The organism is Bradyrhizobium sp. Arg237L, assembly GCF_029990105.1.
Classification (GTDB): Bacteria; Pseudomonadota; Alphaproteobacteria; order Rhizobiales; family Xanthobacteraceae; genus Bradyrhizobium.
Genome location: NZ_JAQMIL010000008.1, coordinates 136,964 through 163,090, shown reverse-complemented (window position 1 = coordinate 163,090; position 26,127 = coordinate 136,964). Strand labels below are relative to the sequence as shown.

Annotated in this window: 22 protein-coding genes; 4 read left to right on the top strand and 18 right to left on the bottom strand. The window is 62.3% G+C overall.

Translation table 11 applies throughout. The features are described from left to right. Positions 1-85: 85 nt before the first annotated feature. The 4 genes from OZ411_RS07310 to OZ411_RS07295 all read right to left on the bottom strand — a co-directional run bounded on the left by OZ411_RS07310 (position 86) and on the right by OZ411_RS07295 (position 4,731). On the bottom strand, positions 86-388 hold the full coding sequence (locus OZ411_RS07310) for a hypothetical protein (RefSeq protein ID WP_130583942.1): 303 nt from the start codon (positions 386-388) through the stop codon (positions 86-88). 211 nt (positions 389-599) lie between these two features. After that, complete coding sequence (locus tag OZ411_RS07305) at positions 600-2,639, bottom strand: NAD(+) synthase (protein WP_282527382.1); 2,040 nt, start codon at positions 2,637-2,639, stop codon at positions 600-602. A gap of 155 nt (positions 2,640-2,794) precedes the next feature. Then, positions 2,795-4,450 (bottom strand): CopD family protein, encoded by a 1,656-nt coding sequence (locus OZ411_RS07300; protein ID WP_282527381.1) that lies wholly within the window; start codon positions 4,448-4,450, stop codon positions 2,795-2,797. Positions 4,451-4,452: 2 nt separating this feature from the next. After that, positions 4,453-4,731 (bottom strand): copper resistance CopC family protein, encoded by a 279-nt coding sequence (locus OZ411_RS07295; protein WP_349016983.1) that lies wholly within the window; start codon positions 4,729-4,731, stop codon positions 4,453-4,455. 604 nt (positions 4,732-5,335) lie between these two features. Between OZ411_RS07295 and OZ411_RS07290 the strand changes: the two genes are divergently transcribed. The 4 genes from OZ411_RS07290 (at position 5,336) to OZ411_RS07275 (ending at position 8,510) form a co-directional block, all read left to right on the top strand. Continuing rightward, positions 5,336-5,626 carry a hypothetical protein gene (locus tag OZ411_RS07290; RefSeq protein ID WP_130579905.1) on the top strand — a complete coding sequence of 97 codons (291 nt, stop codon included), beginning with the start codon at positions 5,336-5,338 and terminating at the stop codon, positions 5,624-5,626. A gap of 554 nt (positions 5,627-6,180) precedes the next feature. Then, positions 6,181-7,317 carry a serine hydrolase domain-containing protein gene (locus OZ411_RS07285; RefSeq protein WP_282527379.1) on the top strand — a complete coding sequence of 379 codons (1,137 nt, stop codon included), beginning with the start codon at positions 6,181-6,183 and terminating at the stop codon, positions 7,315-7,317. A gap of 60 nt (positions 7,318-7,377) precedes the next feature. Further along, entirely contained in the window at positions 7,378-7,593 is a 216-nt protein-coding gene (locus OZ411_RS07280; RefSeq protein ID WP_282527378.1) for a hypothetical protein, read from the top strand. A gap of 86 nt (positions 7,594-7,679) precedes the next feature. Then, a complete protein-coding gene (locus tag OZ411_RS07275) occupies positions 7,680-8,510 on the top strand; it encodes a C1 family peptidase (protein ID WP_282527377.1) in 831 nt (276 codons plus the stop codon). On the opposite strand, the gene OZ411_RS07270 is transcribed toward OZ411_RS07275, so the two are convergent. The 14 genes from OZ411_RS07270 to OZ411_RS07205 form a co-directional block, all read right to left on the bottom strand. Further along, positions 8,456-9,220 (bottom strand): CGNR zinc finger domain-containing protein, encoded by a 765-nt coding sequence (locus tag OZ411_RS07270; protein WP_282527376.1) that lies wholly within the window; start codon positions 9,218-9,220, stop codon positions 8,456-8,458. The genes OZ411_RS07275 and OZ411_RS07270 overlap by 55 nt on opposite strands. A 246-nt stretch (positions 9,221-9,466) precedes the next feature. Beyond that, a complete protein-coding gene (locus OZ411_RS07265; RefSeq protein WP_282527375.1) occupies positions 9,467-10,918 on the bottom strand; it encodes an aldehyde dehydrogenase family protein in 1,452 nt (483 codons plus the stop codon). 59 nt (positions 10,919-10,977) lie between these two features. Further along, a complete protein-coding gene (locus tag OZ411_RS07260; RefSeq protein WP_349016985.1) occupies positions 10,978-12,300 on the bottom strand; it encodes an MFS transporter in 1,323 nt (440 codons plus the stop codon). A gap of 83 nt (positions 12,301-12,383) precedes the next feature. After that, positions 12,384-13,190: an enoyl-CoA hydratase/isomerase family protein gene (locus OZ411_RS07255; RefSeq protein WP_282527373.1), complete on the bottom strand. Its 807-nt coding sequence runs from the start codon at positions 13,188-13,190 to the stop codon at positions 12,384-12,386. A gap of 31 nt (positions 13,191-13,221) precedes the next feature. Beyond that, on the bottom strand, positions 13,222-14,766 hold the full coding sequence (locus OZ411_RS07250; protein ID WP_282527372.1) for an AMP-binding protein: 1,545 nt from the start codon (positions 14,764-14,766) through the stop codon (positions 13,222-13,224). After that, entirely contained in the window at positions 14,759-15,277 is a 519-nt protein-coding gene (locus tag OZ411_RS07245) for a (2Fe-2S)-binding protein (protein WP_282527371.1), read from the bottom strand. The genes OZ411_RS07250 and OZ411_RS07245 overlap by 8 nt, the downstream gene beginning before the upstream one ends. After that, the gene (locus tag OZ411_RS07240) at positions 15,274-16,086 is read right to left on the bottom strand and encodes an FAD binding domain-containing protein (RefSeq protein ID WP_282527370.1); all 813 of its coding nucleotides are present in this window, start codon (positions 16,084-16,086) and stop codon (positions 15,274-15,276) included. The genes OZ411_RS07245 and OZ411_RS07240 overlap by 4 nt, the downstream gene beginning before the upstream one ends. Then, positions 16,083-19,097, bottom strand: a complete 3,015-nt coding sequence (locus OZ411_RS07235) for a molybdopterin cofactor-binding domain-containing protein (RefSeq protein WP_282527369.1) — start codon at positions 19,095-19,097, stop codon at positions 16,083-16,085. Before OZ411_RS07235 ends, OZ411_RS07240 begins: the two co-directional genes overlap by 4 nt. 129 nt (positions 19,098-19,226) lie before the next feature. Next, on the bottom strand, positions 19,227-20,069 hold the full coding sequence (locus OZ411_RS07230; RefSeq protein WP_282527368.1) for an AraC family transcriptional regulator: 843 nt from the start codon (positions 20,067-20,069) through the stop codon (positions 19,227-19,229). 97 nt (positions 20,070-20,166) lie between these two features. Beyond that, positions 20,167-21,891: a thiamine pyrophosphate-binding protein gene (locus OZ411_RS07225; RefSeq protein WP_282527401.1), complete on the bottom strand. Its 1,725-nt coding sequence runs from the start codon at positions 21,889-21,891 to the stop codon at positions 20,167-20,169. A gap of 50 nt (positions 21,892-21,941) precedes the next feature. Then, positions 21,942-22,709 (bottom strand): ABC transporter permease, encoded by a 768-nt coding sequence (locus OZ411_RS07220; protein WP_282527367.1) that lies wholly within the window; start codon positions 22,707-22,709, stop codon positions 21,942-21,944. Beyond that, positions 22,706-23,500: an ABC transporter ATP-binding protein gene (locus tag OZ411_RS07215; protein ID WP_282527366.1), complete on the bottom strand. Its 795-nt coding sequence runs from the start codon at positions 23,498-23,500 to the stop codon at positions 22,706-22,708. Before OZ411_RS07215 ends, OZ411_RS07220 begins: the two co-directional genes overlap by 4 nt. 67 nt (positions 23,501-23,567) lie before the next feature. Then, a complete protein-coding gene (locus OZ411_RS07210; protein WP_282527365.1) occupies positions 23,568-24,608 on the bottom strand; it encodes an ABC transporter substrate-binding protein in 1,041 nt (346 codons plus the stop codon). A gap of 79 nt (positions 24,609-24,687) precedes the next feature. Further along, positions 24,688-26,109: a UbiD family decarboxylase gene (locus tag OZ411_RS07205; RefSeq protein WP_282527364.1), complete on the bottom strand. Its 1,422-nt coding sequence runs from the start codon at positions 26,107-26,109 to the stop codon at positions 24,688-24,690. Positions 26,110-26,127: the final 18 nt, after the last annotated feature.

Sequence of the window (26,127 nt, the reverse complement as noted above, 5' to 3'; positions counted from 1 at the left end):
TTCTTCGAATCGTCATCCCACTCTAGCTCTTTGTTTGAGCATGATCTTTTTCGGAAAACCGGTCTCCACTTTTCCGGATCATGCTCTAGTGGCGTCCAGCGGCGGTGGCCTTGCGCGGCGTTGCGGGCTTGCCGTGTGGGTTGTGATTGGGGCCGTGCCGGCCGTTCGCCGCCGTCGGCAACTCGACAGGCGTGTGGCGCTGCTCCTTGGCGTCGAACACGGTTACATGAAGCTTCGGATGTCGCTTCTTGATCTCGATCGCGGCTTTCTCGGCGGCCTCGTAGCTTTCGTGCTCGGACTTCAATTGCCGATCGACGGCGACATGAAAAGGCTTCGTGAGCGATGGCTTGACTGACTTTCGAGCCGAACCCGCGACGTTATTGGCCATCGACGTTCTTACCGGCCCGATTCGGGTCGAGAAACCTGCTTTCCGTGAGGGACCGCGTTGCTTGCTCCTGGGCATTGGTCGACCCTTCTCAAGAACATGCCGGCATCTACGGACGGACACCTTCGTTCAGCCCATTTTCCGCTGCCGGAGCGTTGAGCTTGGTCAATAACAACGCAAATCAGCTCCGGCGGTGCCTATCGGTCTGTCGGCATCAGGCGGACGGAACGTTTCGTTCCAGATCCTCCAACCATGCCGCAGCGCTGGCGTCGGAGGGAGCGCGCCAATCGCCGCGGGGCGACAGGGACCCTCCCGACGAAACCTTGGGGCCGTTTGGCATCGCGGAACGCTTGAACTGGCTGAACGCGAAAAACCGCCGCAGGAAGACCTCGAGCCAGCGCCTGATATCGGCAAGCTGATAGGCCTTGCGCCGGTCGGTTGGAAACGCAGCCGGCCATTCGCCCTTGGCGACGTCGTTCCAGGCATGCCAGGCGAGGAACGCGATCTTCGACGGCCGGAAGCCGAATCGAAGCGTATAGAACAGATTGAAGTCCTGCAGCTCATAGGGTCCGACGGCCGCTTCCGTGCTCTGCGGGGTCTCGCCGGCCTGAACAGGCACCAGTTCAGGCGAAATCTCCGAGGCTAGAATGGCGCGCAACGTCTTTGCGACTTCATCGTCGAATTGTCCTGTCGCGATGACCCAGCGGATCAAATGCTGGATCAACGTCTTCGGCACGCCGGCGTTGACGTTATAGTGCGCCATCTGGTCGCCGACACCATAGGTGCACCATCCGAGCGCCAGTTCGGAGAGGTCGCCGGTGCCGATGACGATCCCTCCGCAATAATTGGCGAGGCGGAAGAGATAGTCGGTGCGGAGCCCCGCCTGCACATTCTCGAAGGTGATGTCATAGACCGGCTCGCCGCGCCCCGCGGGATGATCGATATCGCGGAGCATCTGCGTGGCGGCCGGGCGAATATCGAGCTCACCGGCGCTCACCTGCAGCGCCTGCATCAAGGCCAGGGCATTGGCCTTGCTTTCGCTGCCGGTCGCAAAGCCCGGCAGCGTGTAGGCGAGAATGTTCGATCGCGGCAATCCGAGAAGATCGATCGCCTTGGCGGCAAGGATCAAAGCGTGCGTGGAATCGAGCCCGCCCGACACGCCGATTACCACGCGCTTCGTGCCGATGGCCCGCAGCCGCTGCACCAGGCCCGCGACCTGAATGTTGTAGGCCTCGTAGCAATCCTGATTCAGGCGGCTCTGGTCGCTGGGCACGAATGGGAAGCGTTCGACCTTCCTCGCAAATCCGATGTCCGTCATCGGAGGCCGTAGCGAGTAGCCGATCTTCCGATAGGCGCCGGCACTCTTCTGCCTTCGATTGTCGTCGAAGGTGCTCATCAGGGAGCGTTCCTGACGCAGCAGATCCAGATCGATGTCGGCGATCGTGATCTGTCCGTCCTGCCGGAAGCGCTCACCCTCCGCCAAAAGCACGCCGTTCTCGAAAATGGAGGTCTGGCCATCCCAGGCCAGATCGGTGGTCGATTCCCCGATTCCCGCCGCAGCATAGACATAGGCGGCAAGGCAGCGCGCGGAGCAGGATCGCGACAGAAGATCACGCGACAGCGCCCGGCCGATCGTGATCGGACTGCCCGAGAGATTTGCAAGCACGGTCGCCCCGGCCAACGCGAGTTCCGATCCCGGCGTCACCGGGATCCACATGTCCTCGCAGATCTCCACGCCGATGGTCAGTCCCGGAACATCGTCCGCCGCAAAGAGCAGGTCGACGCCGAAGGGTGCGCGAACGTCGCCAATCGTGATCTCCAACCCGGTCAGTCCCGCACCGGAGGCAAAGTGACGGGTTTCGTAAAACTCCCGGTAGGTCGGCAGGTACGTCTTGGGAACGACGCCGAGAATGCGGCCACGATGAATGACAACAGCGCAATTGTAGATCCGTGCCCCATGACGCAGCGGCGCGCCGACGATCAGGACCGTCATCAGCTCGGTCGATGCGGCCCGAATCCGCTCCAGCCCCCGCTCCACCGCATCCAGGAGCGGATCCTGCATGACCAGATCTTCGATCGCATAGCCGCACAGACACAGTTCGGGAAATACCGCTGTTGCCACCGACTGCCTGTGGCAGGCGTCGGCGGCCTCGATGATCGCGGTCGCGTTGGCAGCCGGATCGGCCACGCGGGACACCGTGACGCAGGCGGCGGCCCGGGCGAAGCCGTGGCGGTAGATCGAATGGAAACTCATGTGGCTCGGCTCCGTCCGGCAAGATCCGGTTGCAAGACAACTCCCCGGTCGATGCCGCGCCGTCAAGTCATCTCAATTGGGTCCAGTCTATTCGAACACGGGGCGGTGCCAAGCAGGTCTACCGATCGCCGCGAAACGTCGATTTGCCGTTTGGGTCAAGCCTCCCGGTAATCGAGCAGGATCAGCCCGACGAGGATGAATGCCACGGGCCAGATCCAGGAGGCGATCCGGCTTGCCCTGCCGTCGAGACGCAGCTCCAGCCAGCGGGCCCATCCGGCAAGGATGCCGCATAGCGCCAGCGGCGTGTGGCTCATCTCGATCAGGAGTTGGTCCTTGATATTGGCGATGGCATGGGAATGGGTGAGCAGCAGTGCGCCGCCGATCGCGGTGGTCAGCGGAAACACCAGCGCCGCTTTGCTCTTCCTGAGCCCGCCGACCTGCACGCGCCACTCGAACAGACCAAACACGACGATCAGCAGCACGAAGATGCGATGCTGTGCGATCTCCGGATCGCGCAGCGATTCGAAAAAGCCGAACTGTCCGAGCGGCCACGCCGCTTCGTCGGCACGGAAGAACAGAAACATGGCCATGGCAAGAAACAGCAGCGGCCAGTGCCTCGCCCACCGGCCCCAGCGAAAATGCTGGATCAGGGCGAGAAGGCCGATGAGGATGACGAAGATCCCCGCCCAATGGTGGTTGAATTCCGACCAGGCGACATCCGCCGCGTTGCGGGGCAGGATCGTGCCCTCGCCTGGGACATAGGCCAGCGGTGCCGTTGTCCGCTGCGCATCGGCCGCAGCAATTTTTCTCTGCAATTCCGCGACGGTGAGCTTGTCATAATCAGGGCTTGATAGGCGGATCGGGAATTGCGGCGTGAACCGCTCGACGATTTCGGACCAGCTCACCCGGTCCTGGGCCAGATCGACGCCCGGCGGCAGCGACGTCAGGGAGGCGGCGGCAAAGATCACAGCCGCACCGATCCCGATCTCCACTTCGGCGAACCGCTTCAGCCGGATGATCGGCGTTGAAGCGTCGCGGCGCAACCGGTCGACGGTGAAGAAGTTGAAGGCGCCGAGGGCGAGCAGCATCAGCAGCAGGCAGACCTTCGCGCTTGTCATGACGCCGTAGGCAGTGCCGTAGATCGCTTCGAAGGAGCCGATATAGCCGATCGACATCACGATGCCGCCAACGAGGATGACGCCCACCGAAGCCATAGACATCAGAGAATAGCGCCGCCCGATCAGCTTCCAGTCAACCGGATCTTGACAGAGGTTGAGCGCAATCAGGAAGCACGGCAGGCCTCCGATCCAGACCGCGGCACCGAGCATGTGCAGCCCCCCTGAGACGAGGTAGGGCCATCGCAGGTCGAGACGACTGGCTGCGTGAGTGACCGAAAGCTGCGCGATCAAGATCACGGCGGCGAGGCCGACAAGAAAGAGAAGCCGTGATGTTTTCCACGACGCTCTTGCGAGAAGAGCAATGAGGAAGGCGCAAGCGGCGATCACGAGGTCCGCTCGTACGAAACCGGCCCCGGCGGCCTCCGCCCACGAAAGCTCGAGCGTGCCGACAAGCGCGAGCGCGTTAAGTACGAGCGAGCAAAGCGTGAAGATGCCCAAGAGGAACGAGCTGATAAGAAGAAATGTCCGGCAACGGCTGCCAGTCTTGGCGCTCTCGACGGAAAGCCAGGGCTCGAGCGGTTGCAGCAGCACAAGCAGGAACGCAAGCGTGCCGAGCGTGAAAGTCTGGCTAGTGAGAATCAGCCCCCGCAGAACGACGGACAGGAAGCCGAAAATGTCGAGAAAGAGCGACACGGCTATCGCACGGTGAACGGAATATCGCCGCGCGTGATGTGCCCGTCGACGCTCAGCACCTGCCAGCGCAGACGCCAAGCACCAGGGCTGAGACCTTTTGCCTCGGCATCCAGGGCATCGGGCGGCGAGTCGGCCGCCGGTGTGAGCCGCTGCTCTGTCCCACCAGCGCCGATCAGCGTCACTTTTGAACGATCGTGATCGATCCGACTATTGAACTGCAGATGGATCGGCACATTGCCGGCAGGCATGACCGCGTCGGCCGCGGGCGACGACTTGATCACGATGGCGTGCGCCGTAGCCTCTTGGAAAGAAAGCAAGAGTAGGAGCAGTGCCGAAAACGGTAATGGAATTCTGGGTCTCATGCGCGGCGGACTATTCGTGTGGAGAAGGCATGTAGTCTTTTCGGCGGTTCTCATGACCAAGCTTACTGACGTGGCTGTACGAACCAGTCCCATATCGCGATTGACATGCGTTCGTTGAATTCGGCGTCAACTATCCACTGAATATCAGGTAAAGACCGCGTGAACTCAGCGAAAGAGCGCCGAGCCGATTGGACGCGAGATTGCGCTCATCACATCGAAATTCCAAAAAATGATACGGCATCGTTTTGTTATGTCAAGCGCATTCCGCCCGCTGCCTTGAAGCCGCCAGCGTGACGCTGCCGGCACGGGATACATGGCGCACCGTTTGACGGCTCAAACAACGGCACGCCAAACCACACTTCGGTTACGTATGTAGTCGCTCAGTCCGCGCGCGTCATGATGCGGTAGCAGAGCTAGCCAACATTTGAGGGCACAGGGATCGACGAGCGGCGCACCGCAAAGCTGACGGAGCGCCTCATGAAGAGCTCTATCTGAGATCGGACGAAAGCCGGGTGCACGGATGATGTTTTCGGATCTAGCGTACTACCTGTTCACGGTCTTCAACGCTCTGCGGGTCATTTCCTATCTGCCGCAGATCTACAGGATCGCGCACGATACCAATGGTGCCTCAGCCATTTCCTATTCGACCTGGTTTCTCTGGACTGCCGCGAACGGATCAACGGCCGTCTACTCGTTCTCCAATCTCGGGGACATCACGCTGGGCTTGACCAACGGGTTCAACGCGCTGTGCTGTGTGATCGTCGTCGCGCTGACGGCGTTCAAGCACCGCCAGTTTCAATCGCAGGTCAGGTAAGGCTGCGAGAGTTGACCACACTTGGCGTCCGCGAGTCCCAATGCGCGGTTCGATGTCGGACAGCTTGAGCGCCGAGCGGCAATCCATTCCGACAAGCGAGCCATTGAACCTGCATCACTCCGATCGCGTTTGTCTTTGTCGGGAGCTGGTTCCGTCGACCGCTGCAGCTAGCGAGGCAACAGACCCTATGGCGCGCCGCGACGAAAGCATTCGGTACATATTTTCTTTGAATCCCATCTCCCTACGTTACCATCCATAAGTTGTGCAGCCCGATTGTCCGCACGACTACCCGAAAGGGTAGTGGTCTTGAATCCGATATGATCTAAGGTTGTTCGCTGAATAGCGCCAACCGAAGCACTCAAGCGCAAAGACCTTACAAAGTTTTCCGGCTACCGGCGACGCAAGTCGCCGAACAGAAGGATTGTGCCGATGGCCTTCCGGTTTCTCGCAACTGGCGTCACGGCGTCGGAAGCCCTCGCGGCGACGGCGTTTTCCTAAATTGCAACAGATACGTCGCCTCGGCGTCTGAGGCTGGCACGCGACTGGAGACTGCGATGCAGAACGCGAACGGAATCAGCACAATAGTCGATCACCTCTTTTCACCTCTTGTCGCACCTCTCGGGATCCCCGAGCCGAAGAAGTCCGTCGGAATCCTGGTCGGCGCGACGGTCGCCGGCCAGCGCTATTATTTCCGGTTCGGACAAGTCGACCTGCATGAGGGCGGCACCGGTTCGATTGAGGACACCGTGGTCTTCATCGGCTCGAACACCAAGGTGTTCACGGCAACGCTTCTGGCGCTCGCGGCATCGCAGACCTCCACGAAGCAGGACACCCGCGTCACCGATCTGCTGCCGTCCGACATCATCCTGAAACAGCCCCACGGCGACATCCTGCTCTGGCACCTCGCCACCCACAGCGCCGGATTCCCGACCCCGGTATGCGGGCAGCGGCCGGCGTTCGGCGACTATCCGCTCTCGTCGCTGGGCGCATTCCTGAACGACTTCACGCCGCCTTATGCGCCCGGCAGACACTGGGTCTACAGCAATCCGGGCTTCGCGCTTCTCGGCGTGCTGCTGTCGCATGCCTATGCTGGCGGCAATAGCGCGTTCAACTGGGACGCGACGTACCAGAACTGGCCGGCGCTTGTGGTCGACCGCGTGACGGTGCCGCTCGGGATGACGTCGACGCAAGTCAATTACAGCGCCGTGAAGGCGAAGGTCGCGCAAGGCTACAATTACGTCCCGCCCACGAGCCTGCCGCCGTCCTACAAGACGGTCGAGCCGCCGGACTGGGTGCTGACTTCAGCGGGGCTCGGCGCCGGCGCGCTGTCGTCGACGCTCGCCGACATGCTGACGTTCCTGGAGGCCGAAATCAGTCCGCCGGAGGGACATCTTGGCCTGGCGATGAGACAGACCCAGAAGGTCCACCCGCCGTCCAACGTGCTGTCTATGGGGCTCGGCTGGCAACTGTCCAACGACTACTTCGACAAGAACGGCGGCTTTGACGGCTACGAGACCTACATGGCCTTCGATGCCACGCACAAGGTCGGCGTACTCGTGTTCGGCAACACCAGCGGCGGCGCGGGCGACACGATCACGACCAGCGGGCGCATCCTGCTCGGCGAGCTGCGCAGCATCCCGGCGATGCCGTCGACATTTCCGACTCCGCACACAGTCCCGCAATGCCCGTGAGGCCGGAGATCGCACCATCGCGATCCCGACACGGTTTCTCATCGAAACGGAGCCTGACACATGACGGATCATCGAGACCTATCGCTTCTTCAAGACAGCGCGTTGCCGAAGCATCTGCTGCAGGCCCGCGAAGCTGCAGCCGATCCCAATCAGGTGCAGCGCGCCACGCTGCGGCTCGTGCCGCGCTGCGGCGACGAGGCTCTACTGGCGCGAGCGAGCGCGGCGACGAGCCAAAGCCGGTCCCGGCGCAAGACAGCGGAAGCCGTATCACCATGACCGGTTCGCCGGCTGCAAGACCCCGCCGGGCGGCATGACCGCCCGGTCTCGTCCCGATCATTCCACATCACACAACGGAGGCTCTCATGTCGACGCAGGAAGCTGCTCTCAACGTCATCTTCAATCCAGGGTACGATCCGACAACCGCCGAGACCGGGCGCTCGATCCGGCCAGTGTTCGCCGGAGCGCTCCCCACATCTGCGACCGTCAATCCCGACTATCTGCCGCCACCGCAGGCGCAGGGCACGGCGCAGCACCAGGGCAGTCCGGGCAGTTGCGCCGCGTGGGCCTCGACCTATGGTCTTGCCACCTTCACCGCCGCTGCCGTGTCGAAGCAATCGCCGTCGACCGCATCGCTGCAGGCGAGCCCGGCCCACATTTATATCCAAGTCATGAAGAGCTACGGCGTCAGCACCTGCAACGGCTCGCGGCTCAACTCCTATCTCGACCTTCTGACCCAGGCAGGAACGCCAAACTGGGCAACGGCGCCGTATTATCCGAACTGCCCCGAGCTCTGGTCGAGCTATGATGCGAACGCGACCGTCGACGCGAGTTTCCAGATTCCCGGCTGGGCGATGGTGGACACGTCCGATCTCGATTCGATCAAGGCGGTGATCGCCAATGGCGGCGCGCTCTGCTACGGCACCGCGCTGAACGAGGGCTTCGGGAGCTACAACAGCACCTCGCCGAGTCCGATGACCGGCCCTTTCAACAAGGACAAGAGTCCGGACGGCAAGCTCGTCGGCCACTGCATGCTCATCATCGGCTACGACGACGACCAGCAAGCCATCCTGATCCAGAACAGCTTCGGCCCGGATTGGGGGCACCAGTGGAACGGCAGCGGCGGCTATATCTGGATGAGCTACAAGCTCTTCCAGTATCTGGCGCAAGGGAAGGCAATGTACGTCACGCCCTGATCGCCGGACGGGCGCTGGATCGCGACGGAGGAAGTGCTGGCACAGTGCCCGCCGGGCCTCCAAGCAGTAGCTCGACGCCGCCGTAGCCGCAGCGAAGGCCGCCTACCCGGCTTGGGCGGCCAACGGCGCGCACGCCCCCGCGTTCTATCCACGAACATCAAGGTACAACGGTGTCCTTCGCAGGCCTTGACGTATTGGAAATCCTCCTCGCACACAAGCTGCGCCATCGCTTGCGCGATTGGAAGCAGCAAGGCATCAGGCGATCGCCAGCGGCGCTGACGGCTCCATGCCAACCCCGAAACTGGCGCTTGATCCCCATCCCCCTTCGTCGGCCTCTTCCGAACGGTCTCACGAGCAACGATCCGGCCAAATTGCTCGTCCCTGATGAGTACGCGGTTTAGCGGCTCCAGTTCCTGGAGGACTCTCGGCTTGAGCGGCTTGCCCTTATACGCCTTGACGAATCTGCGAAACCACTCGCGCAGTTTGCGCGCTTGAGTCGCAACCGCATCAAACTCCCCCGCTACCGCCCTTTTGCGCAGATCAGCGACGACCTCGGGCGGCACCAAATCGGCTTGTAGAAGCCATAAAATCAGGTCTTCGCCCGATCCGATCCACTCAACCTCAATATCCAAAGGAGTTGCGAGCGTGTTCAGAAAATCCAAACCCACGGAATCCGCAACGAAGATCCGAGCGGGACGTTGATCAGCCATGAGAGTCACCCTGGACTGCAACCAACAGAGTAACCATTGAAGTCAGGTGTCGACAAGTTACCAATATGACTGGCTGTCCAGACGAGTAGCAGCTTCCAGGAATCGAAAGAGTGGCCGATGTGCAGGCCTCAAAGGGGCTAGCGGACACAGCCAGATCTGCGGCCTAGTGCCCGCAGCCGATTAGCAAGAACCAGCCTGCCGAGCCGCCGCCGATGATCACACCGTCAAAATGCAGTTCGTCGATCGCTAGACAGTGCCGCAGTTCTGATAGATGTGCTTGATCTCAAGGAAGTCGATCAGCGCATCGTAACCGTGCAGCCGGCCCAGTCCGCTGCGGCGGTATCCACCGGTTTCCGCTTCGGCGAACAGCCTGTTATGGTCGTTAATCCACACCGTGCCATTGCGCAAAGCGCGTGCGACGCGCATCGCGCGCGCGCCATCGTGGGTCCAGACGCTGGCAGAGAGGCCGTACTCGCTGTGATTGGCGCGGACAACCGCCTCCTGCTCGTCATCAAATTTCTCGATAACGACGAAGGGACCGAATATTTCTTCCTGCACGAAGAACGCCGACGTGTCGCGGTGAGCGACCAGCGTCGGAGCCAGAAAGAATCCTTTGGCCAAATCGCCGTTCGGCCGTGCGCCGCGCAGCACAACCTCGTCGGCTGCAGCCGTCGCATCGGCTATGCTACGCGAAACCGCGGCAAGTGCACCGGCATCGATCAAGGGACCCATGTTCGTTTCCGCCGCCAGGCCGGAGCCCAGCTTCAGCCTCGCGAGCGCGGATCCCAACGCCGCTTTCATCGCGTCATATCGCGACGCGTGAACGAGAATACGTCGCGCCGCCGTGCATTGCTGTCCGGCAATAATGGTTGCAGCGGCAGCGAGCTTTGGGGCGACTGCTTCGACGTCTGCATCTTCGAAGACGAGGCAGGCCGACTTCCCGCCCAGTTCGAGCGACAGCTTTTTCATGGTGGGCGCAGCCGCAGCCATGATGCGCTGCCCAGTCGCATTCGAGCCGGTAAAGCTGAGCACGTCGACCTCGGGCGAAGTGACGAGATATTCCGCCACGTCGTGACCCTGCTCGTTGACGAGATTAACGACGCCGGCAGGAAGCTGCTCGACTTCGCTAAGGCACTTGATGATCTCGGCAGTAACGAGAGCTGTCTGCGGCGCTGGCTTGATCACCGCCGTGCACCCGGCGGCAAGGGCCGGCGTCAACGCGCGGATAAGCAACACCGCGGGCGCGTTCCACGGAATGATCAGGCCGGCGACGCCTGCGGGCTCTCTCAGCATCGTCGAGAACGTCCCCGGCTCGACCTCGAGAACGTGGCCCGGGATGTGACGTGTCAATCCCGCGTAGTAACGAATCTCAGAGACGCTGCCCTCGATCTCGCCGCGGGATTGCGCGAGTGGCTTCCCGTTCTCCAGCGTGAGAAGGCGCGCCAGTTCGGCACCGCGCCGCTCCATCCGGTCCGCCCATCTCAGCATGACCAGCTGGCGAAGCCGCGGATTCTGCGACCAATCCGCGCGCCCGAAAGCGCGGCGTGCGGCCGATACCGCCGCTTCCGCATCTTGCTTTCCGCCGGCCTCGACGCGGCCGATCACGGCCTGATTGGAGGGATCGATGCTCGGCATCGTTTCACCGGAGGATGCCGGTTGCCAGACGCCGTCGATCAGATTGAGAGCATGAAAAGACATGATATCCGAACCTAACTTTCGATCGTGGCGGCGCGGCCCGACCGCGCCGCCACTAGTCCTCACTTGAAGTCGCCCTTGGTCTCTGGGATCACGATTGCTCCGATCAGGTAGATCGCGAACACCGCAACCGAGAAGATGGCGAGCGATGTCGGAATCTGCGCGGTGCCGGCACTCACCAGCGAAACGAAGGTCGGCATCATACCGCCGAGCGCAAAGCCAATGTTCCAGGACAGCCCTGTACCGCTTGCACGCACCGCCGTCGGAAAGCGCTCGTTCAGGAAGATCAGCACCGGTGCATAGCCGGCATTGCCGATGAAGGCGATCGCCACCGCAAAGAGCGTGATCTCCGTGATGTCCTTCGTCCCGGCAAGGCCGAGATAGCACAGCGGAAGCAGCACGATGGCACCTGCTCCGACCAGGAGAAAGGTTTTCTTCCGCCCTATCTTGTCGCTCAGCGATCCGATCAGAACCGCCGAGAAGAACGACGAGACGCTGGCGCCCATCAGAATCAGCGACGAGGTCTGGTTCGGGACCGCGTTGATGATCTTCAGGAAGCTCGGAAGATATCCGGAAGTCAGATAGTAGCCCGCTCCGCCGCCGAACGTGATCAGGAGATTGAGCAGCAAGATCCTGCGGTACTCCCCTGAAAAAATTTCCTTAACCGGAGCCTTGGACGCCTCTGCCTTACGGGTCTTCTGTTGCCTCTTCATCTCTTTGAAGTAGGGCGATTCCTCAAGGTTCTTGAAGATGAACCAGCCGAGCAAAGAGCTCAGGAGGCCGGAGAAGAACATGACGCGCCAGCCCCATTGCGCGAAGGCTTCACCGGGAAAGATTGAGGACGTGATCAGGAACACGAATGACGCCAGCAGCGCGCCGATCCCGGCGCCACCGCCCCCCACCAAACCGGACATCGCCCCGCGCCAATTAGCCGGCACAGATTCCGTGCCGATCGTGTGGGTCGAGGCCACCACCCCGCCGACGAACACGCCTTGCACCAGACGCAGGATCAGGAAGACGATTGGCGCGACCACGCCGACCTGGGCGATCGTCGGCAGCAGGCCGAACGCGGCCGTGCTGATACCGACGCCGAAAATTGCGACCAGCATGGCGCGCTTGCGTCCGTGCACGTCGGCATAGTGGCCGAATACGGCCGAGCCAAGCGGCCGCATCAAGAGCGTGACGGCGAACGATCCATACACCGCAGCGAGCGACAGCGCCGTATTGCTCGATGGAAAGAACAATGCGCCCATGACCGGCGCGACATAGAGCAGAATGAACAAATCGAAAAGATCGAGCGCCCAGCCGAGCACCGAGGCAATGATCGCGTTTATCATCTGTCGATTGTCTGCCGACGTCCGCACATTCGCGACCGACGCGTCCATCTCAGCCATATTACCCTCCCCGTTCAAAACTGCCGCGGCGGCCAACGGCCGTCCGCGGCGTTGTTAGCTGCGTTTTTTCGTCGTCAGCGACCGACGAACTTCGGCGGACGCTTGGCGTTGAAGGCTTCGACGCCCTCCTTGAAGTCCTCCGATTGGCGCAGCCGGCTATAGCAATGGCCCTCGAGCTCGATTGCGATCGTGAGCGTGGAGTCTTCCGTATCGTTCAGAAGCTTCTTCGCCGTGCGCTGTGCCAGCGGCGAGAAGGAGCGGAGTTCATCAACCAGCCTGTCGGTTGCCTTCTCGAGCTCGGCGTCCGGCACGCATTCGGTTGCAATCCCCCACTCGAGTGCCTGTTTCGCCGAAATGCGCTTTGACCGCATCACGATGTCCTTCGTGCGCGTAATGCCGATCATTTTCTGCAGGCGTGCCGACCCGCCCGACCCCGGGATTTGCCCAAGCTTCTGCTCAGGCAGAGCGTATTGCGTGGTTTCGGAAGCGATGCGGAAGTCGCAGGCGAGCGACAGCTCGAATCCGACGCCGAAGCAGTAGCCGCGATTGGCCACGATCACCGGCTTGGCGCAACGCGCGGGCGCCGCGATATTCCACGCCAGCTTTGATACGTGCTCCGGGGTCGCTTCCATGAAGCCGCCGATATTGCCTCCACTAGAGAAATGGTCGCCCTCACCTCGCAGCACGATGATGCGAACACGCGGATCTTCGTCGAGCATCTCGAAGGTCAGCCGTAGCTGGTCGCGCTGCGGCATCGAGACAACGTTATAGGGCGGCCGACCGAGAATGATATCAGCGCGCTCATGCGCCTCGTCGATCTCGACCTTGAACCCATCAAGCTTGGCGAGACGGGAGTCGGTAAAGTTGTACGGTGACGGCATGTGGTTGTTTCCTTTCGTTGGTGTCGTGTGATCAGGCCGCATCCGAGGGCGGCAGGCGCTCGGCTTCGTATTCTCCGGCGACGAGCAGACGCCGCAGCAGCTTGCCGACCGGCGATTTTGGAATGGCGTCAACAAACACGTAGCGCCGCGGACGCTTGAAATTGGCAAGCCCAGAGGCGCGGCAGAACTGCTCCAGCTCCGCCTCGGACACCGGTCGGTTGCGCCTGACGAAAGCGGCGACGATCTTGCCCCACTTCTCGTCGGCGAGACCGACCACCGCCACCTCGGAGACCGCCGGATGCAGCGAGAGGCAGCTTTCGATTTCCACCGGCGACACGTTCTCGCCGCCGGTGATGATCATGTCGTCGACACGGCCCGTGACGAACAGGTCGCCATCGGAATCGACGAACCCGGTGTCGCCGGTAAAGTACCAGCCCTCGCGCAGCGCCTTGGCGTCGGCCTCCGGTCGCCGCCAATAGCCCTCGAATGCCTCGTCGCCGGCGAGCAAGGCGATGATCTCACCCTCTTCGCCCGGTGCGGCAAGTTCGACTGCCGAACGGGCATTGATCCGCACCACCTTGATATGCTGGTTGATGCCGGCCTTGCCGGCCGAGCCGGGCTTGGCCGGTGCGTTCTGATCGATGGTGAACGTGTAGATCTCGGAGCTGCCGTAATGATTGACGAACAGGTCCGGCTTGAACAGCTCGCTCAACTTCTTGAGCAAACCGTCCGTCATCGAGGCGCCGGCAAAGCCGAGCTTTCGCACGGTCGATATGTCTATCGCCGGGAACGCCTCGTGGTGAACGAGGTCGTGATAAAGGGTCGGCACCAGATAGAGATTGGTGATCTGCTCGCTCTCGATCAGGGCCAGCGCCTGGCGGCTGTCGTAGCGCGGCAGGCAAATGAAGGTGCCGCCGATCAGCGACATCGCGAGCAAGGAGCGCACACCCATGGTGTGATAGAGCGGCATCACGCCGAGCGTGCGCTCGTTGCGACCATAGAGATTTTGCGCGACATGCGCGACTGCCGCCGCGCGCTCGGCGCGATGGCGGCGTGGCACGCCCTTTGGTCTCGATGTCGTGCCCGAAGTGTACAGCATGATCGACCATGCATCGGCACCGACCCGAGGCTCGGCACCGGCAGCGCCGCCTTCTACCATGTCGGCAAAGGTCAGATCTCCGTCGGCATTTATGCCGACCGCAATACGTTGCAGACCGGCGGCGCGTGCGCAGTTTTTCACGGCGTTGGCGGAGACATCCTGATAGAAGACGGCGCAAGCTTCCGCATTCTCGATGCAGAAATCGAGCTCGTCGGCCTTGGCGCGCCAGTTGATCGGCGTGATGACCAGCCCGGCAAACTGGCAGGCCCAATGCAGGGTCGCAGCCTCCCAGCGATTCTGCAGTAAGGTAACCACATGATCGCCGGGCTTCAGCCCGATGCGGTCGAACGACCCGACGAGCGCCGAGATCCTGCCGTACCACTGGCGATAGGTAAGGCGGAGCGAACCATCAACCAGCGCAAGCGCATCGGGATCACGTGCAACGCTTGCAATGAAACTGCTGCCGAGATCAAGCATCTGATGTCTCTTCGATGGAGGTGCCAAGTTCGGCGGCCGCTTCCAGTGCCGCATTGACGATCGGGGTGTAGCCGGTGCAGCGACAGAGATGGCCGCTCAGGAGATCGCGGATATCGGCTTCGCTTGGCGCCGGATGCCGGCACAGGTAATGGTCCAGCGACATCAGGATGCCGGCGGTGCAGAAGCCGCATTGCAAGGCGTGGTTGCGGCGGAACGCTTGTTGCAGGATGCCGAGCCGATCGGGCGACGGAGCAAGCCCCTCGACGGTCTGGACCTCGCAACCATCGGCCTGCACCGCCAGCGTCAGGCAGGAACGCGTGAGCATGCCGTCGACAATGACCGTGCAGGCACCGCAAACCCCGTGCTCGCAGCCCACATGGGTTCCGGTTGCACCAATCTGCTGGCGCAGGAAGTCGGACAGCAGCATGCGTGGCTCGGCTTCGGCTTCAACCGGCCTGCCGTTCAGCTTGAAGCGAACCGGATGACGGCCATCGGCGCTGAGACGGGTCATTGCAGCACCTCGCGCACCAGATCGCGACCGATGATCCGCACCAGATCGCGCCGATAGCGCGCGGTCGCGTGCACGTCGTCCCGCGCGTTGAGCTCGTAGGCAAAGCCGTTCAGCGCGTCATCGAGCGCGCTTCCGTCCAGGCGCGGCCAGTCCCGCGCCATCGGGACATCGGCGACGCCGCCGACCGCTAAGCGGACCCCCTTCGGAGTTGCAACCGCCGCACAGGCCACTATGGCGAAATCACCATGACGGCGGGCGACTTCGCGAAATGCGCATCCGCCGCCCGGACTTGGAAACGATACGGCTTCGATCAACTCGTCCTCGGCGCGGGCGGTCGCCATCATGCCAAGAAAGAACTCGCTTGCTGCAACCCGTCGGTGCCGCCGCGCATTGCGCAGATGCACCTCGCCGCCGAGGGCGATCAGCGCGAGCGGCATCTCGGCGCTCGGGTCGGCGTGTGCAAGCGAACCGCAAATAGTGCCGCGACTGCGCGTCTGGACGTGACCGACCCAGGGCAACGCCAGCGCAAGCAGGGGCAAAGTCCGCGCCAGCTCCGGCCATGCGAGCAAGGCGGCCTGGCGCACGCCGGCGCCGATCGTCACCACTCCCGCCTGCTCTTCGATGCGGTTGAGCTCCTTCAGCCGCATGATGTCGATCAGGAGTCTTGGCTTGGCGAGGCGCATATTGAGCATTGCCATCAGCGATTGGCCACCGGCCAATACGCGGGCATTGCCGCCCTCTTTGGAAAGTCCCTCAAGGACTTCGTTGACGGATTCGGCGCGGACATAGTCGAAGGCGGCTGGTTTCATCGTCGCCCTCCAAACAGGCTTGCGAGCTTGCTGAGCAGGGCAAACATCGAGAAGCCGCTTGCAGGCGCTCCACCGCCGGCGTGGCGCGCTAGTGCCGCAAAAAATTGTCCGATGATCACGCGCGTCGCGCCGTCGAGCAAGCGGCCGCCGATGCTGGCCACCTTACCGCCGATCGCTGCGTCATAGCTGTAGCGCAGCCGTGTACCGCCTCTGTCGTCGGGCTCGAGCGTGATCCGTCCCTCGGCGTGACCGAAGCCGAGCGCCCCCTCGGCTTTCCCGCGCAACGTCACCGCATGCGGCGGATCGAGATCAAACAATTGTACATCGGCGCGATAGCGTCCGCTGACCGGCCCGATACCGAGCGTCACGTCGGCGCGGAAATGCGTGTCGGAGACCTTGTGGACCTGCTCGCATCCGGGGATGACAGCCTGCAATGTCTGGGGATCGAGCAGCATCGTCCACACCTGCTCCGGCGCCCCGTTGACGGACGCACTGCCCTCGCCGCGCAGCCGGCGGTCTCCTTCGCGTGTGAGCGCCGCCCTCGATTGTCCCGTCGGCGGTTCGGGCTCCGGACCACGCACCAGATCGGCGAGCTTCGCTGGCACCAGCGGCAGCGTGACGTCGGCAAGGCCCAGCGCATCGGCGACGGCATTGGCCATGCAGACCGGCGTTGACATGCAATTGCCTTCACCGACGCCCTTGGCCCCGAGCGGGGTGAAAGGCGACGGCGTCTCCATATGGATGATCTGTGGCTCAGGGACTTCGGTCGTCGTCGGCAGCAGATAGTCGGCCAACGTTCCGGTCAGAAAGCTGCCGTCAGCGGCATAGGCATATTCTTCATAGAGCGCCGCCCCCAACGCTTGCGTGAAGCCGCCGCGGATCTGCCCGTCCACCATGCCCGGATGCAGGATGGTGCCGCAATCGTGCATGGTCACGTAGCGATCGATACGGGTCTCAAACGTCGTGCGGTCGATCTCGACGCCGCAGAAATCGAAGATGAAGCCGTGGCAGAGCGAGGAATTGATGCGATCCTGATCGTCCGGCGGGGTCAGCTCCGGCGGCGTCCAGAACACGGTTTCGCGGATGGTCTGGCCGGCATCATCAGGCAATGAGCCCGGCGACCAATGGCAGAGCGCCGCGACTCTGGAAAAAGCAACGCGGTTCTCCAGATTGTGCTTCGACGCGACGAAGCCGCCCGCGAACACGATATCTGCCGACTCAACATTCAGTTGGCTCGCGGCGACGCGCGCAAGACGGGCCGCGATCCGCTCAGCCGCCAGCTTGGCGGTGCCGGCCACAGCGGCGGCAAACCGGCTCGCATAGTTTCCGGAGGCGATCGACCAGGCATCCTTAGCGGTATCGATTTCGGTGTTGACGCGAACGTCCTGCGGCTTGAGGCCGAACACGTCGGCCACCACCTGCGACAGCACCGTGCGATGGCCCTGCCCCTGCGGCACGGAGGCGACATGGACCGTGACGCCCCCGACGGGATCAAGCGCGACCGTTGCGGTTGCCTGCGCGCCATTCTTCGGCCCGGCCTTGCGACGTTCCGCCGCCGTAAGCACGGTCGTGATGTAACCCATGTTGGAGACGCTGGGCTCAACGACCGCCGTAAAGCCGATGCCATAAAGGCGGCCTTGCGCTCGCGCCTCATCGCGTCGCGTCCTCAGTTCTGCGAGTTGTCCGTGCTCGACAGCCCTGGCGATCGCCTCCTGATAGTTGCCGGAGTCCAGCAGCGCGCCGGTCGCTGTGCGATAAGGGAAGGCGTCGGCCGGAACGAGATTGCGCTTGATGACATCGAGCGGATCAAGGCGCAGCCCGATCGCGATCCGCTGCACCAGGCGCTCGAGCGCGAAGTAGACTTGCGGTCCGCCAAAGCCTCGGTTGAGGCCGGTCGGCGTCTTGTTGGTGACGACGACGCGGTTGCGCACTCTCACATGGCGGATATCGTAGGCGCCGGTGAGATTGCCGTGCATGCGGTAGAGCGTTGCGGGCTCGGGCGCGCGCAGATGGGCGCCGCAATCCTCGACCTGGTCCCAATCGAGCGCGAGGATCTTGCCATCAGCGGTGACCGCAACTGAAAGCGTCGTGGCGCGGTTGGTCGCCGAGACCGAGGCCGTCAGATGCTCCAGCCGATCCTCGATCCACTTCACGGGGCGCCCGACGGCGCGAGAGGCCGCGCTGATCAAGACGATGTAGGGAAAGATGCCCTGCTTGACACCGAAGCTGCCGCCGGAATCCGGCGGGGTGCGCAGCCGCAGCCGATTGCCCGGTACCTTCAGCGCACGCGAAATCACGGTGTGAATGCTGAAAGGGCCCTGGAAATTGGCGAGGATGTCAAAGGCATTCTCAGCCGCATCATAGGTGGCAATGACACCATAGGTTTCGATCGGCGTGCAGGAGTTGCGCGGATAGCGGATGTCGATTGAAAAGCGATGCGTTGCTTCGGCAAACGCCTGCTCGGGATTGCCGTAGGAAAAACTGCGATCGCTGGCAAGATTGCCGGGAAAGCCATCGTGCAGGACAGGCGCATCGGCTGCGAGCGCCGCCAACGGATCGACCACCGCAGCGCGCGGCTGGTACTCGACATTGATCAGTTCGATCGCATCTTCCGCTCGGGCGCGATCGCTCGCGATGACCACGGCGACGGGCTCGCCGACATAGCGAACCCGCTCGATCGCGATCGGCCAGCATTCCACCGGCGCCTTCACGCCAACGACGAGGCTCGACGTCAGCGCCTTGACCTGCTCGCCGGTGAGGACAGCGGCGACGCCCGGCGCATGCCGCGCCGCCTCGGCGTCAACAGAGACAATATCGGCATGGGCATGTGGGGAGCGCAGGATGGCAGCATGCAGCGTGCCCGGCGGCGTGCCGAGATCGTCGATGAAGCGCCCGCGGCCGGTGAGCAGTGCGGCATCCTCGACGCGTTCGATCGAACGGCCGACCCAAGGCCGGTCTTCAGCCGTGTTCTGATCGACAGATGATGCGGATTGAACCGCGGCCTCCGCCATTCCGACGCTCCTCTCCACTGCGCTCTCCGACGCGGCGTGGAGCAGTTGTCAGAATGTCAGCCATGCGGGCCATACCGCCCGATCTCACGACCTACCAAATCGTCTCATTTGAAAGTGTGCACCGCAATATCAACTTGCAAGGCGCGAGACGTTGCGAAATTCGCGCGGACTGACGCCGGCATGATCGCGAAAGAAGCGGGTAAAATGCGCAGGCTCCGGAAAGCCGAAGCGCTCACTGAGATCGGTGACCGACGTGTCCTGGTGGATCACGGCCTCGAGCGCCCGCTCCATGCGCACCACGTTCAGATAGATCTTCGGCGAAACCCCGAGCGACGATTCAAACAGGCGGAAGAATTGTGCGCGTGACAGCCCTGCTCCCTTCGCGTACTGATCGACATTGGCGCGGGCTCCCTCCTGCGCGCGAATGACCTCCGTAGCTCGCCGGATCCGCCAGTCGCAGGTCATCGCATTCATGCCGCGGATTGAATTGGGAAAGCTGCGCCACGGCGTAAAGCGCTCGATCACCGCGATCATCAGGTCCGAGAGGGTCTGCTCATGGTCGCGCACGCAACCCGGGTGCGCCATCATCTCGGTGGCAAGCTGCATCGTAAGCTGGCGGATCCGCGGCGAAACCTCACCAGAAGGCTGATCGAAGAAACCTGGCGCGCCGCTTGCGGCCCAGCCGGGCCGAAACTCCTTCAACCATTGAGGTTCGATATAAAGCGCCAGAATAAGGGCCCGCGGCCGCGCGGGATCGTGAACGTAGGCGTGCGGCTTCCAGCCGTCGACGAGCACAGCGCCGGTGTCCGTCAGCGGATAAACCCGATCTCCCACCAGGAACTGTGTATCGGCGCCTTCGACCTTCAGCAGGACATGGCAATGCGGATGCGCGTGACGCACCAGCGAACGATCCATATCCAGTAGCGCGACCCTTCCGAAGGCGCCATAAGCAATGCGCAGAGCTGTCGACATCCAGGCCTCCCTTCAGACGTAGTTGTTGCTTCCTTTCCCGTCAGCATAGGCCGGATGATCTGTCAATGCGAGAGGCACCCACGGCGAGCCATCGTCGTTACAGAGCAGCATCTCGTGCGGCCAGCGCACGCTCGCGCAATTGCGTGAGCGTTGCGGTGGGCGTGATCGCTTCGGGATCGATCCTGAGCTCCAATATGGCGGGCTTACGTTTTTCATCGGCGAAGGCCCTGGCCCGCGCAAACGCCGCGGCAAAGTCATTGGTCTTGAGGACCAGCTCACCATAACCGCCAAAGGCCCGCGCGAGCGCGACGAAATCCGGATTATCCAGCGCCGTCGCATGCACCCGTCCGGGATATTCCTTCTCCTGGTGCATGCGGATCGAGCCGTACATGCCATTGTTGACGACAATCGCGATGACGCCGAGCCCATACTGCGCCGCCGTGGCGAGCTCGTTCGCGCTCATCAGAAAGCAGCCGTCGCCCGCAAAGCAGACAGCCGTGCGCGCGGGATGAGCCAGCTTGGCGGCGATTGCCGCCGGCAGGCCATAACCCATCGATCCAGAGGTCGGCGCAAGCTGGGTCCTGAAGCCGCCATAGCGATGAAATTTGTGCACCCAGATGGCATAGTTGCCGGCACCATTCGAGATGATCGCGTCCGCCGGGAGCACCTCGCGCAAGTGCAGCATCACTGCGCCCAGATCAACCGGGCCCGGCATTGATCCCGGCGTCTGGTCGGAGATGAATTCGGCACGGCCTGCCGCAACCCAGGCCTTCCGCAGCCCGCCCCTGTTTGCCTGCGATCCGCCGGGCGGCCGCAGTCGCGCGACGGTCGCGGCAAACTCCGGCATGCCAGCATTAACCAGGAGATCAGCTTGATAGATACGGCCCAGCTCGTTCGGATCGGTATGCACGTGAACGAAGCGCTGCGATGGCCGGGGCACTTCGAACAAGGTGTATCCGGACGTCGTCGTCTCGCCGAGACGTCCGCCGATCGCGATGATGAGATCAGCGCTGCGAATGCGCCGGACCAATGCCGCACTCGGACCAAGCCCGGCATGGCCGATGTAGTTTGGATGGCGGTTATCCAAAATATCCTGCCGGCGGAAGCCAGCAACAACAGGCAGATCGAAGATCTCGATGAAGGTCCTGAGGTCCTCGCAAGCTCGCGCATTCCAACCGCCACCGCCGACGATAACAACCGGCCGCTCGGCATCCGCTATCATCTCAACGAAGCGCGAGAGCTGATCAGCGCTCGGATTGGCCGCAGCCCGCCGATACGGCCTCGCATCCGCAGCCACGACCTCCTCGACCAGCATATCCTCCGGCAGCGAGACCACGACCGGCCCCGGGCGTCCCGAGACCGCGACATGAAAGGCGCGGCTGACCAATTCCGGGATGCGCTCGGCGCGGTCTATCTCCACGACCCACTTCGCCATGCCGCCGAACATCTGACGGAAATCGACTTCCTGCCATGCTTCGCGTCCCAGCATGCCGCGGGAAACCTGCCCGATGAACAGGATCATCGGCGTCGAATCCTGCGCGGCCGTATGAACGCCGATCGCGGCGTGGCTTGCGCCGGGTCCTCTTGTTACGAAGCAGATGCCGGGCTGGCCGGTCAGCTTTCCATAGGCCTCGGCCATGTGGGCCGCGCCAGCCTCATGACGCGTCACGATGGTCCGGATCGGGTTGCCGGCCCCGGCCAGCGCATCGATTGCGGCGAGAAAGCTTTCCCCCGGCAGGCAGAATACCGTGTCGACGCCGTGGATCTTCAGCGTATCGATGAGGATTTCGCCACCGCTGCGCGGGCCTGAGGTCGTCAACATCGATCGTTGCTCACCCGACGATTGCTTGATGACAGAGAGCTGGCCATCGATCATGCCCTACGCTTCCAGGGAATGAGGCGATGTTCGATCTCATCGAGCACGATCGAGAACAGGAATCCGAGCACCGCGATCACGAGCAGCCCGACATACATCGTGTCGACGGTCAGCACCTGCCAGGCATTCCAGATCATGTAGCCGATGCCGTCATTGGCGGCGACCATCTCGGAAATCGCGATCAGGATCAGCCCCATTCCGACCGCCAATTTGACACCGGCCATGATCGAAGGCAACGCTCCGGGCAAGGCGATGGTTCGAAACACCTGCCACCGACCGGCCCGGTAATTGTGTCCGACGTCGAGATAGATCTTGTCGATGTTGGCGACGCCGACCACCGTATTGATGATGATCGGGTAGAACGCGCCCAGCGCGACCATGACCACCTTCGACATTTCGCCGAGACCGAAGATCAAGAGCACCAGCGGGAGAATGGCGCTCTTCGGGATCGGATAGGTGGCGGAGATCAAAGGATCGATCGCCGCACGCAGCGGCCGCGATATGCCCATGGCAAGACCAAGGAACAACGCGGGCACGCCGCCGAGCAGCATGCCGAGCGCGAGGCGTTTGAGACTTGCGATGACATTGGCGCCAAGCTCGCCGGAAGCGACCAGCGTGGCAAACTGGTGAACGATGGCCGATGGCGGCGGAAAGAAGCGCGCATCGAGAAGCCCAAATTGGGCCGCGAGCTCCCAGAGACCCAACAGCACGATGGGCGTGACGACACCGACTACCCTGTCACGGCCTTTGACCTCGGCGCTCATGCCTTCTCTCCTTCCGCGTTCTGACGCGCGCGCTGGACCTCCTCGCGCAATTGCTCCCAGATGTGGAAGACGAGATCGCCATAGGAAGGCTTTTGCCGGAGTTCCAGCACATTCCGCGGACGCGGAAACGGTACATCGAGCACGGCCTTGGCGCGCCCGGGATTGGCAGTCATGATCATGATGCGGTCACCAAGCGTGACCGCTTCGTCCACGCTGTGGGTGATGAACACGACCGTCTTCTTGGTCGCTTCCCAGATCCGCAGCAGCTCCTCATGGAGCAGGAGCTTGTTCTGCTCGTCCAGCGCCGAGAACGGTTCGTCCATGAACAGGATTTCCGGGTCATTGGCGAAAGCTCGCACGATCGACACGCGCTGACGCATGCCACCCGACAGTTGGTTGGGATAGCGGTCGCGAAACCGCCACAGGCCGATCCGCTCGAGCCACGTGTGGACCGTGTCAGACACCTGCGCCTCAGGGACGCGCCGCATGCGCAGACCGTAGGCGGCGTTGTCGAATACCGTCATCCAGGGGAACAGCGAGTCGCCCTGGAAGATCATGGAGTTGACCGGGCGTTTCTCATCCGTCCTGTTGACGGCGACCGTGCCTGAGCTCTGAGTATCGAGCCCGGCCAGGATACGCAGCAATGTGGTCTTGCCACAGCCGCTCGGGCCAACGATCACGAAGAACTGCCCCTGCGGAATATCCATAGTGATACCGTCGAGGGCAACGAAGCCTGACGTTCCGAAATACTTGCTGACACCAGACAGCGAAAGCTGTGGTGTCGACGACACCAGCTCCGGCCGGCCTTGTCTACTTAACGTGCTCGCAATAGCCATGACGTATCCCTGCGATTTGCCGTTAGTTCTCGACCGGCTTGTAGGAGCCAAGCTTCTGCACCGCCTTCTCGGCGAATGAGGAATCCACGACGTCTTCCACTTTGGCAGGCCGCTCAAGATAGCCGTTGTCGGCAAAGAACTTCAGATCATCGGCCATGCTCTTCACATTGACCTTGCCGTCGGGATCGATGCCATTTGGCACCATCTTCTGAAACAGGTCGGGATCCTTGAGACCCGTGCTCTTCATAATGGTCTGGATCACCTTGTCCGCGCCCTTGCCCGTGAATTTTCCGCCAGCGGTGGCATCGTTATAGACGCGCGCCGCCTTGAGGTAGGCAATCATGAAGCGCTCGGCGACGGCCGGACGCTTGGCGATGAAGTCACCGCCATAGAGCAGCACGGCAACCTGCTGATCCGGATAGCCATCGGCCACGAATTTCACGGCGACGCCGCTATTGATGGCCTGCGTGACCGACGGCTCCGTCGTGATCGCCGCATCGATTGCACCGGTGGTGAAGGCTGCGATCTGCTGGGGATAGTTGATATAGTTGTGCGTTACGTCCTTGTAAGCGAGCCCTGCGCTGCCCAGGATGTGGCTGAGCTTTGCGTTGGTCGCTGCACCCGGACCAACCTCGCCGAATTTCATTCCCTTCAGGTCCGCAACAGTCTTGACGCTGCCGTTGTCGACCAGCGCCTTGCGGACGAGCAGCGGCATGTAGTCGTAAGAGCGCGGCGTGGAGCCCTTGTCGGCAACAACCTTCACATTGATGCCGCGCGCCACCGCATTGTAGAGCCCTGCGGAAGACGCTCCTGCGCCAACGTCGATCTGCCCTGCGCCCAGCGGCGCAATCATCTTCGGTCCGGAATCGAAGCTGATCAGCGTGACGTTGAGATTCTGTTCGGCAAAAAACCCACGTTCCGCGGCAAGATGAAAGACAACATCGCTGACCACGTTGTTGATCGCGACCTTGACCTCGTCGGCTTTTTCTGCCCGCGCCGGCATCATACCCGATGCCGCCGCCGCAACCACAACCAAGCTCGCGCGAATTATCCTAGAGAACATCCACCACCTCCCAATGTTTATCTGCTACCGTCCGTTCTGCGGACGCTTCGTTGTCAATGTGCTCGCGTCAACCTCTTGCCTATCGCGCCCGTGCAAGAACGCGGGAGAGCGCGGCATTGGGATCCTTTTGCAGGACCTCGGCGAGGTTGACCTCCTCCTCGCCCTTGACATGGATCCGCTTGAAATCGAACTCGGGCGCGCCGACCGGCACCGTCGCGTCGAACCCCATCTTGGCGCTGATCCCGTTGCTCGTGGTTGGATCGAGCTTGGAGCCGAGCGCACCGGAAACCACCAGAAGATCGCGGTCGGCCTGGAAACGTGTCGCCACCGCCCACTCGATCTCCTCGGGATCACCGATGTTGACGTCCCGATCGACGACGACGACCTGCTTGATGTCATAGTGGGCGCCGAAGGCAGACATGATGATGTTTTTCGGCTCGCCGTCGGTGATCTTGTCGATCTTGACGGCAAGGTGATAACGACAGGTGCCGCCGCGGGTAAGGCGTACATCGAGCACGTTCGGAAAACTGCGCCGCAGATGCTGCAGCAGCGTCGCCTCGCGCGGCACGCCGCCGAGAACGAGATGCTCGTAGCCACCGCCGACGATGGTATGGTAGATCGGCTCGGCGCGGTGAGTGACCATATCGACCTCGATCACTTCGCGATCGGCGCGCGGTCCGTAGTATTGAGGAAATTCGCCGAATGGCCCTTCCGGCTCACGAACCCCGGGGAGAATTCGACCTTCGATCACGATCTCGGCGTGGGCGGGAACCCGGACGGAGTTGGTCTTGCACTTCACAACGTCGACGGGACGACCGAGCAGCGCCCCGGCAATCCCCATCTCGTCCTCGTCCAGCGCAGCAATCGCCTGCGATGCCAGAATCAAGGCCGGATGAACCCCGATGACGATGGCGATCTCCAGCGCCTCGCCTGCTTCCTCGGCCGTGCGGAAGTAGGAAAGTGTATGCCGGGGCAACAGCAGAATGCCGATGCGGTTCGGACCGCTGATCTGGCAGCGATGAATCGATACGTTCTGAATGCCGTTGCGCGGATTGCGCGCGATCAACAGTCCCGCCGTGATATAGGGGCCGCTATCGCGCTCGTTGTGTTTCGGGATCGGCAACTGCCGGATCAGGTCGACCTCGTTATGGACGACCTCCTGCACCGGCCCGCTTGTCACTTCCAGGCTCGGAAGTGGCGCACGCGCCGCCGCAAGAAAATGCGTCAACAACTGCTCCTCGCTGACACCGATGGAATCGGCCACCCAGTCACGGCCCGCGAACAGATTGGCAACCACCGGGATGTCGTGTCCGCCGGGTTTTGGAAACAAGACGGCGCGGTCGCGCTCAAGCCGCTTCGACACGGCAGCAAGCTCATCGACTAGCCCTACTCCCTCGCGGGCGACGGCGAGCTTGCCGCGCTTGGCGAGGTGAGCGAGCCACGCGCGCAAATCGCTCGGCGCCTCCGCCGCAGCGGTTCTGGCCAGGTTCTCGGTCCGCATGTTGCGATCCTTTCCGTG

Excerpts from the sequence above, each read along its gene's own strand:
- OZ411_RS07310 (WP_130583942.1), bottom strand. The coding sequence starts at position 388 with ATGGCCAATAACGTCGCGGGTTCGGCTCGAAAGTCAGTCAAGCCATCG.
- OZ411_RS07305 (WP_282527382.1), bottom strand. The coding sequence starts at position 2,639 with ATGAGTTTCCATTCGATCTACCGCCACGGCTTCGCCCGGGCCGCCGCC.
- OZ411_RS07290 (WP_130579905.1), top strand. The coding sequence starts at position 5,336 with ATGTTTTCGGATCTAGCGTACTACCTGTTCACGGTCTTCAACGCTCTG.
- OZ411_RS07285 (WP_282527379.1), top strand. The coding sequence starts at position 6,181 with ATGCAGAACGCGAACGGAATCAGCACAATAGTCGATCACCTCTTTTCA.
- OZ411_RS07280 (WP_282527378.1), top strand. The coding sequence starts at position 7,378 with ATGACGGATCATCGAGACCTATCGCTTCTTCAAGACAGCGCGTTGCCG.
- OZ411_RS07275 (WP_282527377.1), top strand. The coding sequence starts at position 7,680 with ATGTCGACGCAGGAAGCTGCTCTCAACGTCATCTTCAATCCAGGGTAC.
- OZ411_RS07270 (WP_282527376.1), bottom strand. The coding sequence starts at position 9,220 with ATGGCTGATCAACGTCCCGCTCGGATCTTCGTTGCGGATTCCGTGGGT.
- OZ411_RS07265 (WP_282527375.1), bottom strand. The coding sequence starts at position 10,918 with ATGTCTTTTCATGCTCTCAATCTGATCGACGGCGTCTGGCAACCGGCA.
- OZ411_RS07260 (WP_349016985.1), bottom strand. The coding sequence starts at position 12,300 with ATGGACGCGTCGGTCGCGAATGTGCGGACGTCGGCAGACAATCGACAG.
- OZ411_RS07255 (WP_282527373.1), bottom strand. The coding sequence starts at position 13,190 with ATGCCGTCACCGTACAACTTTACCGACTCCCGTCTCGCCAAGCTTGAT.
- OZ411_RS07250 (WP_282527372.1), bottom strand. The coding sequence starts at position 14,766 with ATGCTTGATCTCGGCAGCAGTTTCATTGCAAGCGTTGCACGTGATCCC.
- OZ411_RS07245 (WP_282527371.1), bottom strand. The coding sequence starts at position 15,277 with ATGACCCGTCTCAGCGCCGATGGCCGTCATCCGGTTCGCTTCAAGCTG.
- OZ411_RS07240 (WP_282527370.1), bottom strand. The coding sequence starts at position 16,086 with ATGAAACCAGCCGCCTTCGACTATGTCCGCGCCGAATCCGTCAACGAA.
- OZ411_RS07235 (WP_282527369.1), bottom strand. The coding sequence starts at position 19,097 with ATGGCGGAGGCCGCGGTTCAATCCGCATCATCTGTCGATCAGAACACG.
- OZ411_RS07230 (WP_282527368.1), bottom strand. The coding sequence starts at position 20,069 with ATGTCGACAGCTCTGCGCATTGCTTATGGCGCCTTCGGAAGGGTCGCG.
- OZ411_RS07225 (WP_282527401.1), bottom strand. The coding sequence starts at position 21,891 with ATGTTGACGACCTCAGGCCCGCGCAGCGGTGGCGAAATCCTCATCGAT.
- OZ411_RS07220 (WP_282527367.1), bottom strand. The coding sequence starts at position 22,709 with ATGAGCGCCGAGGTCAAAGGCCGTGACAGGGTAGTCGGTGTCGTCACG.
- OZ411_RS07210 (WP_282527365.1), bottom strand. The coding sequence starts at position 24,608 with ATGTTCTCTAGGATAATTCGCGCGAGCTTGGTTGTGGTTGCGGCGGCG.
- OZ411_RS07205 (WP_282527364.1), bottom strand. The coding sequence starts at position 26,109 with ATGCGGACCGAGAACCTGGCCAGAACCGCTGCGGCGGAGGCGCCGAGC.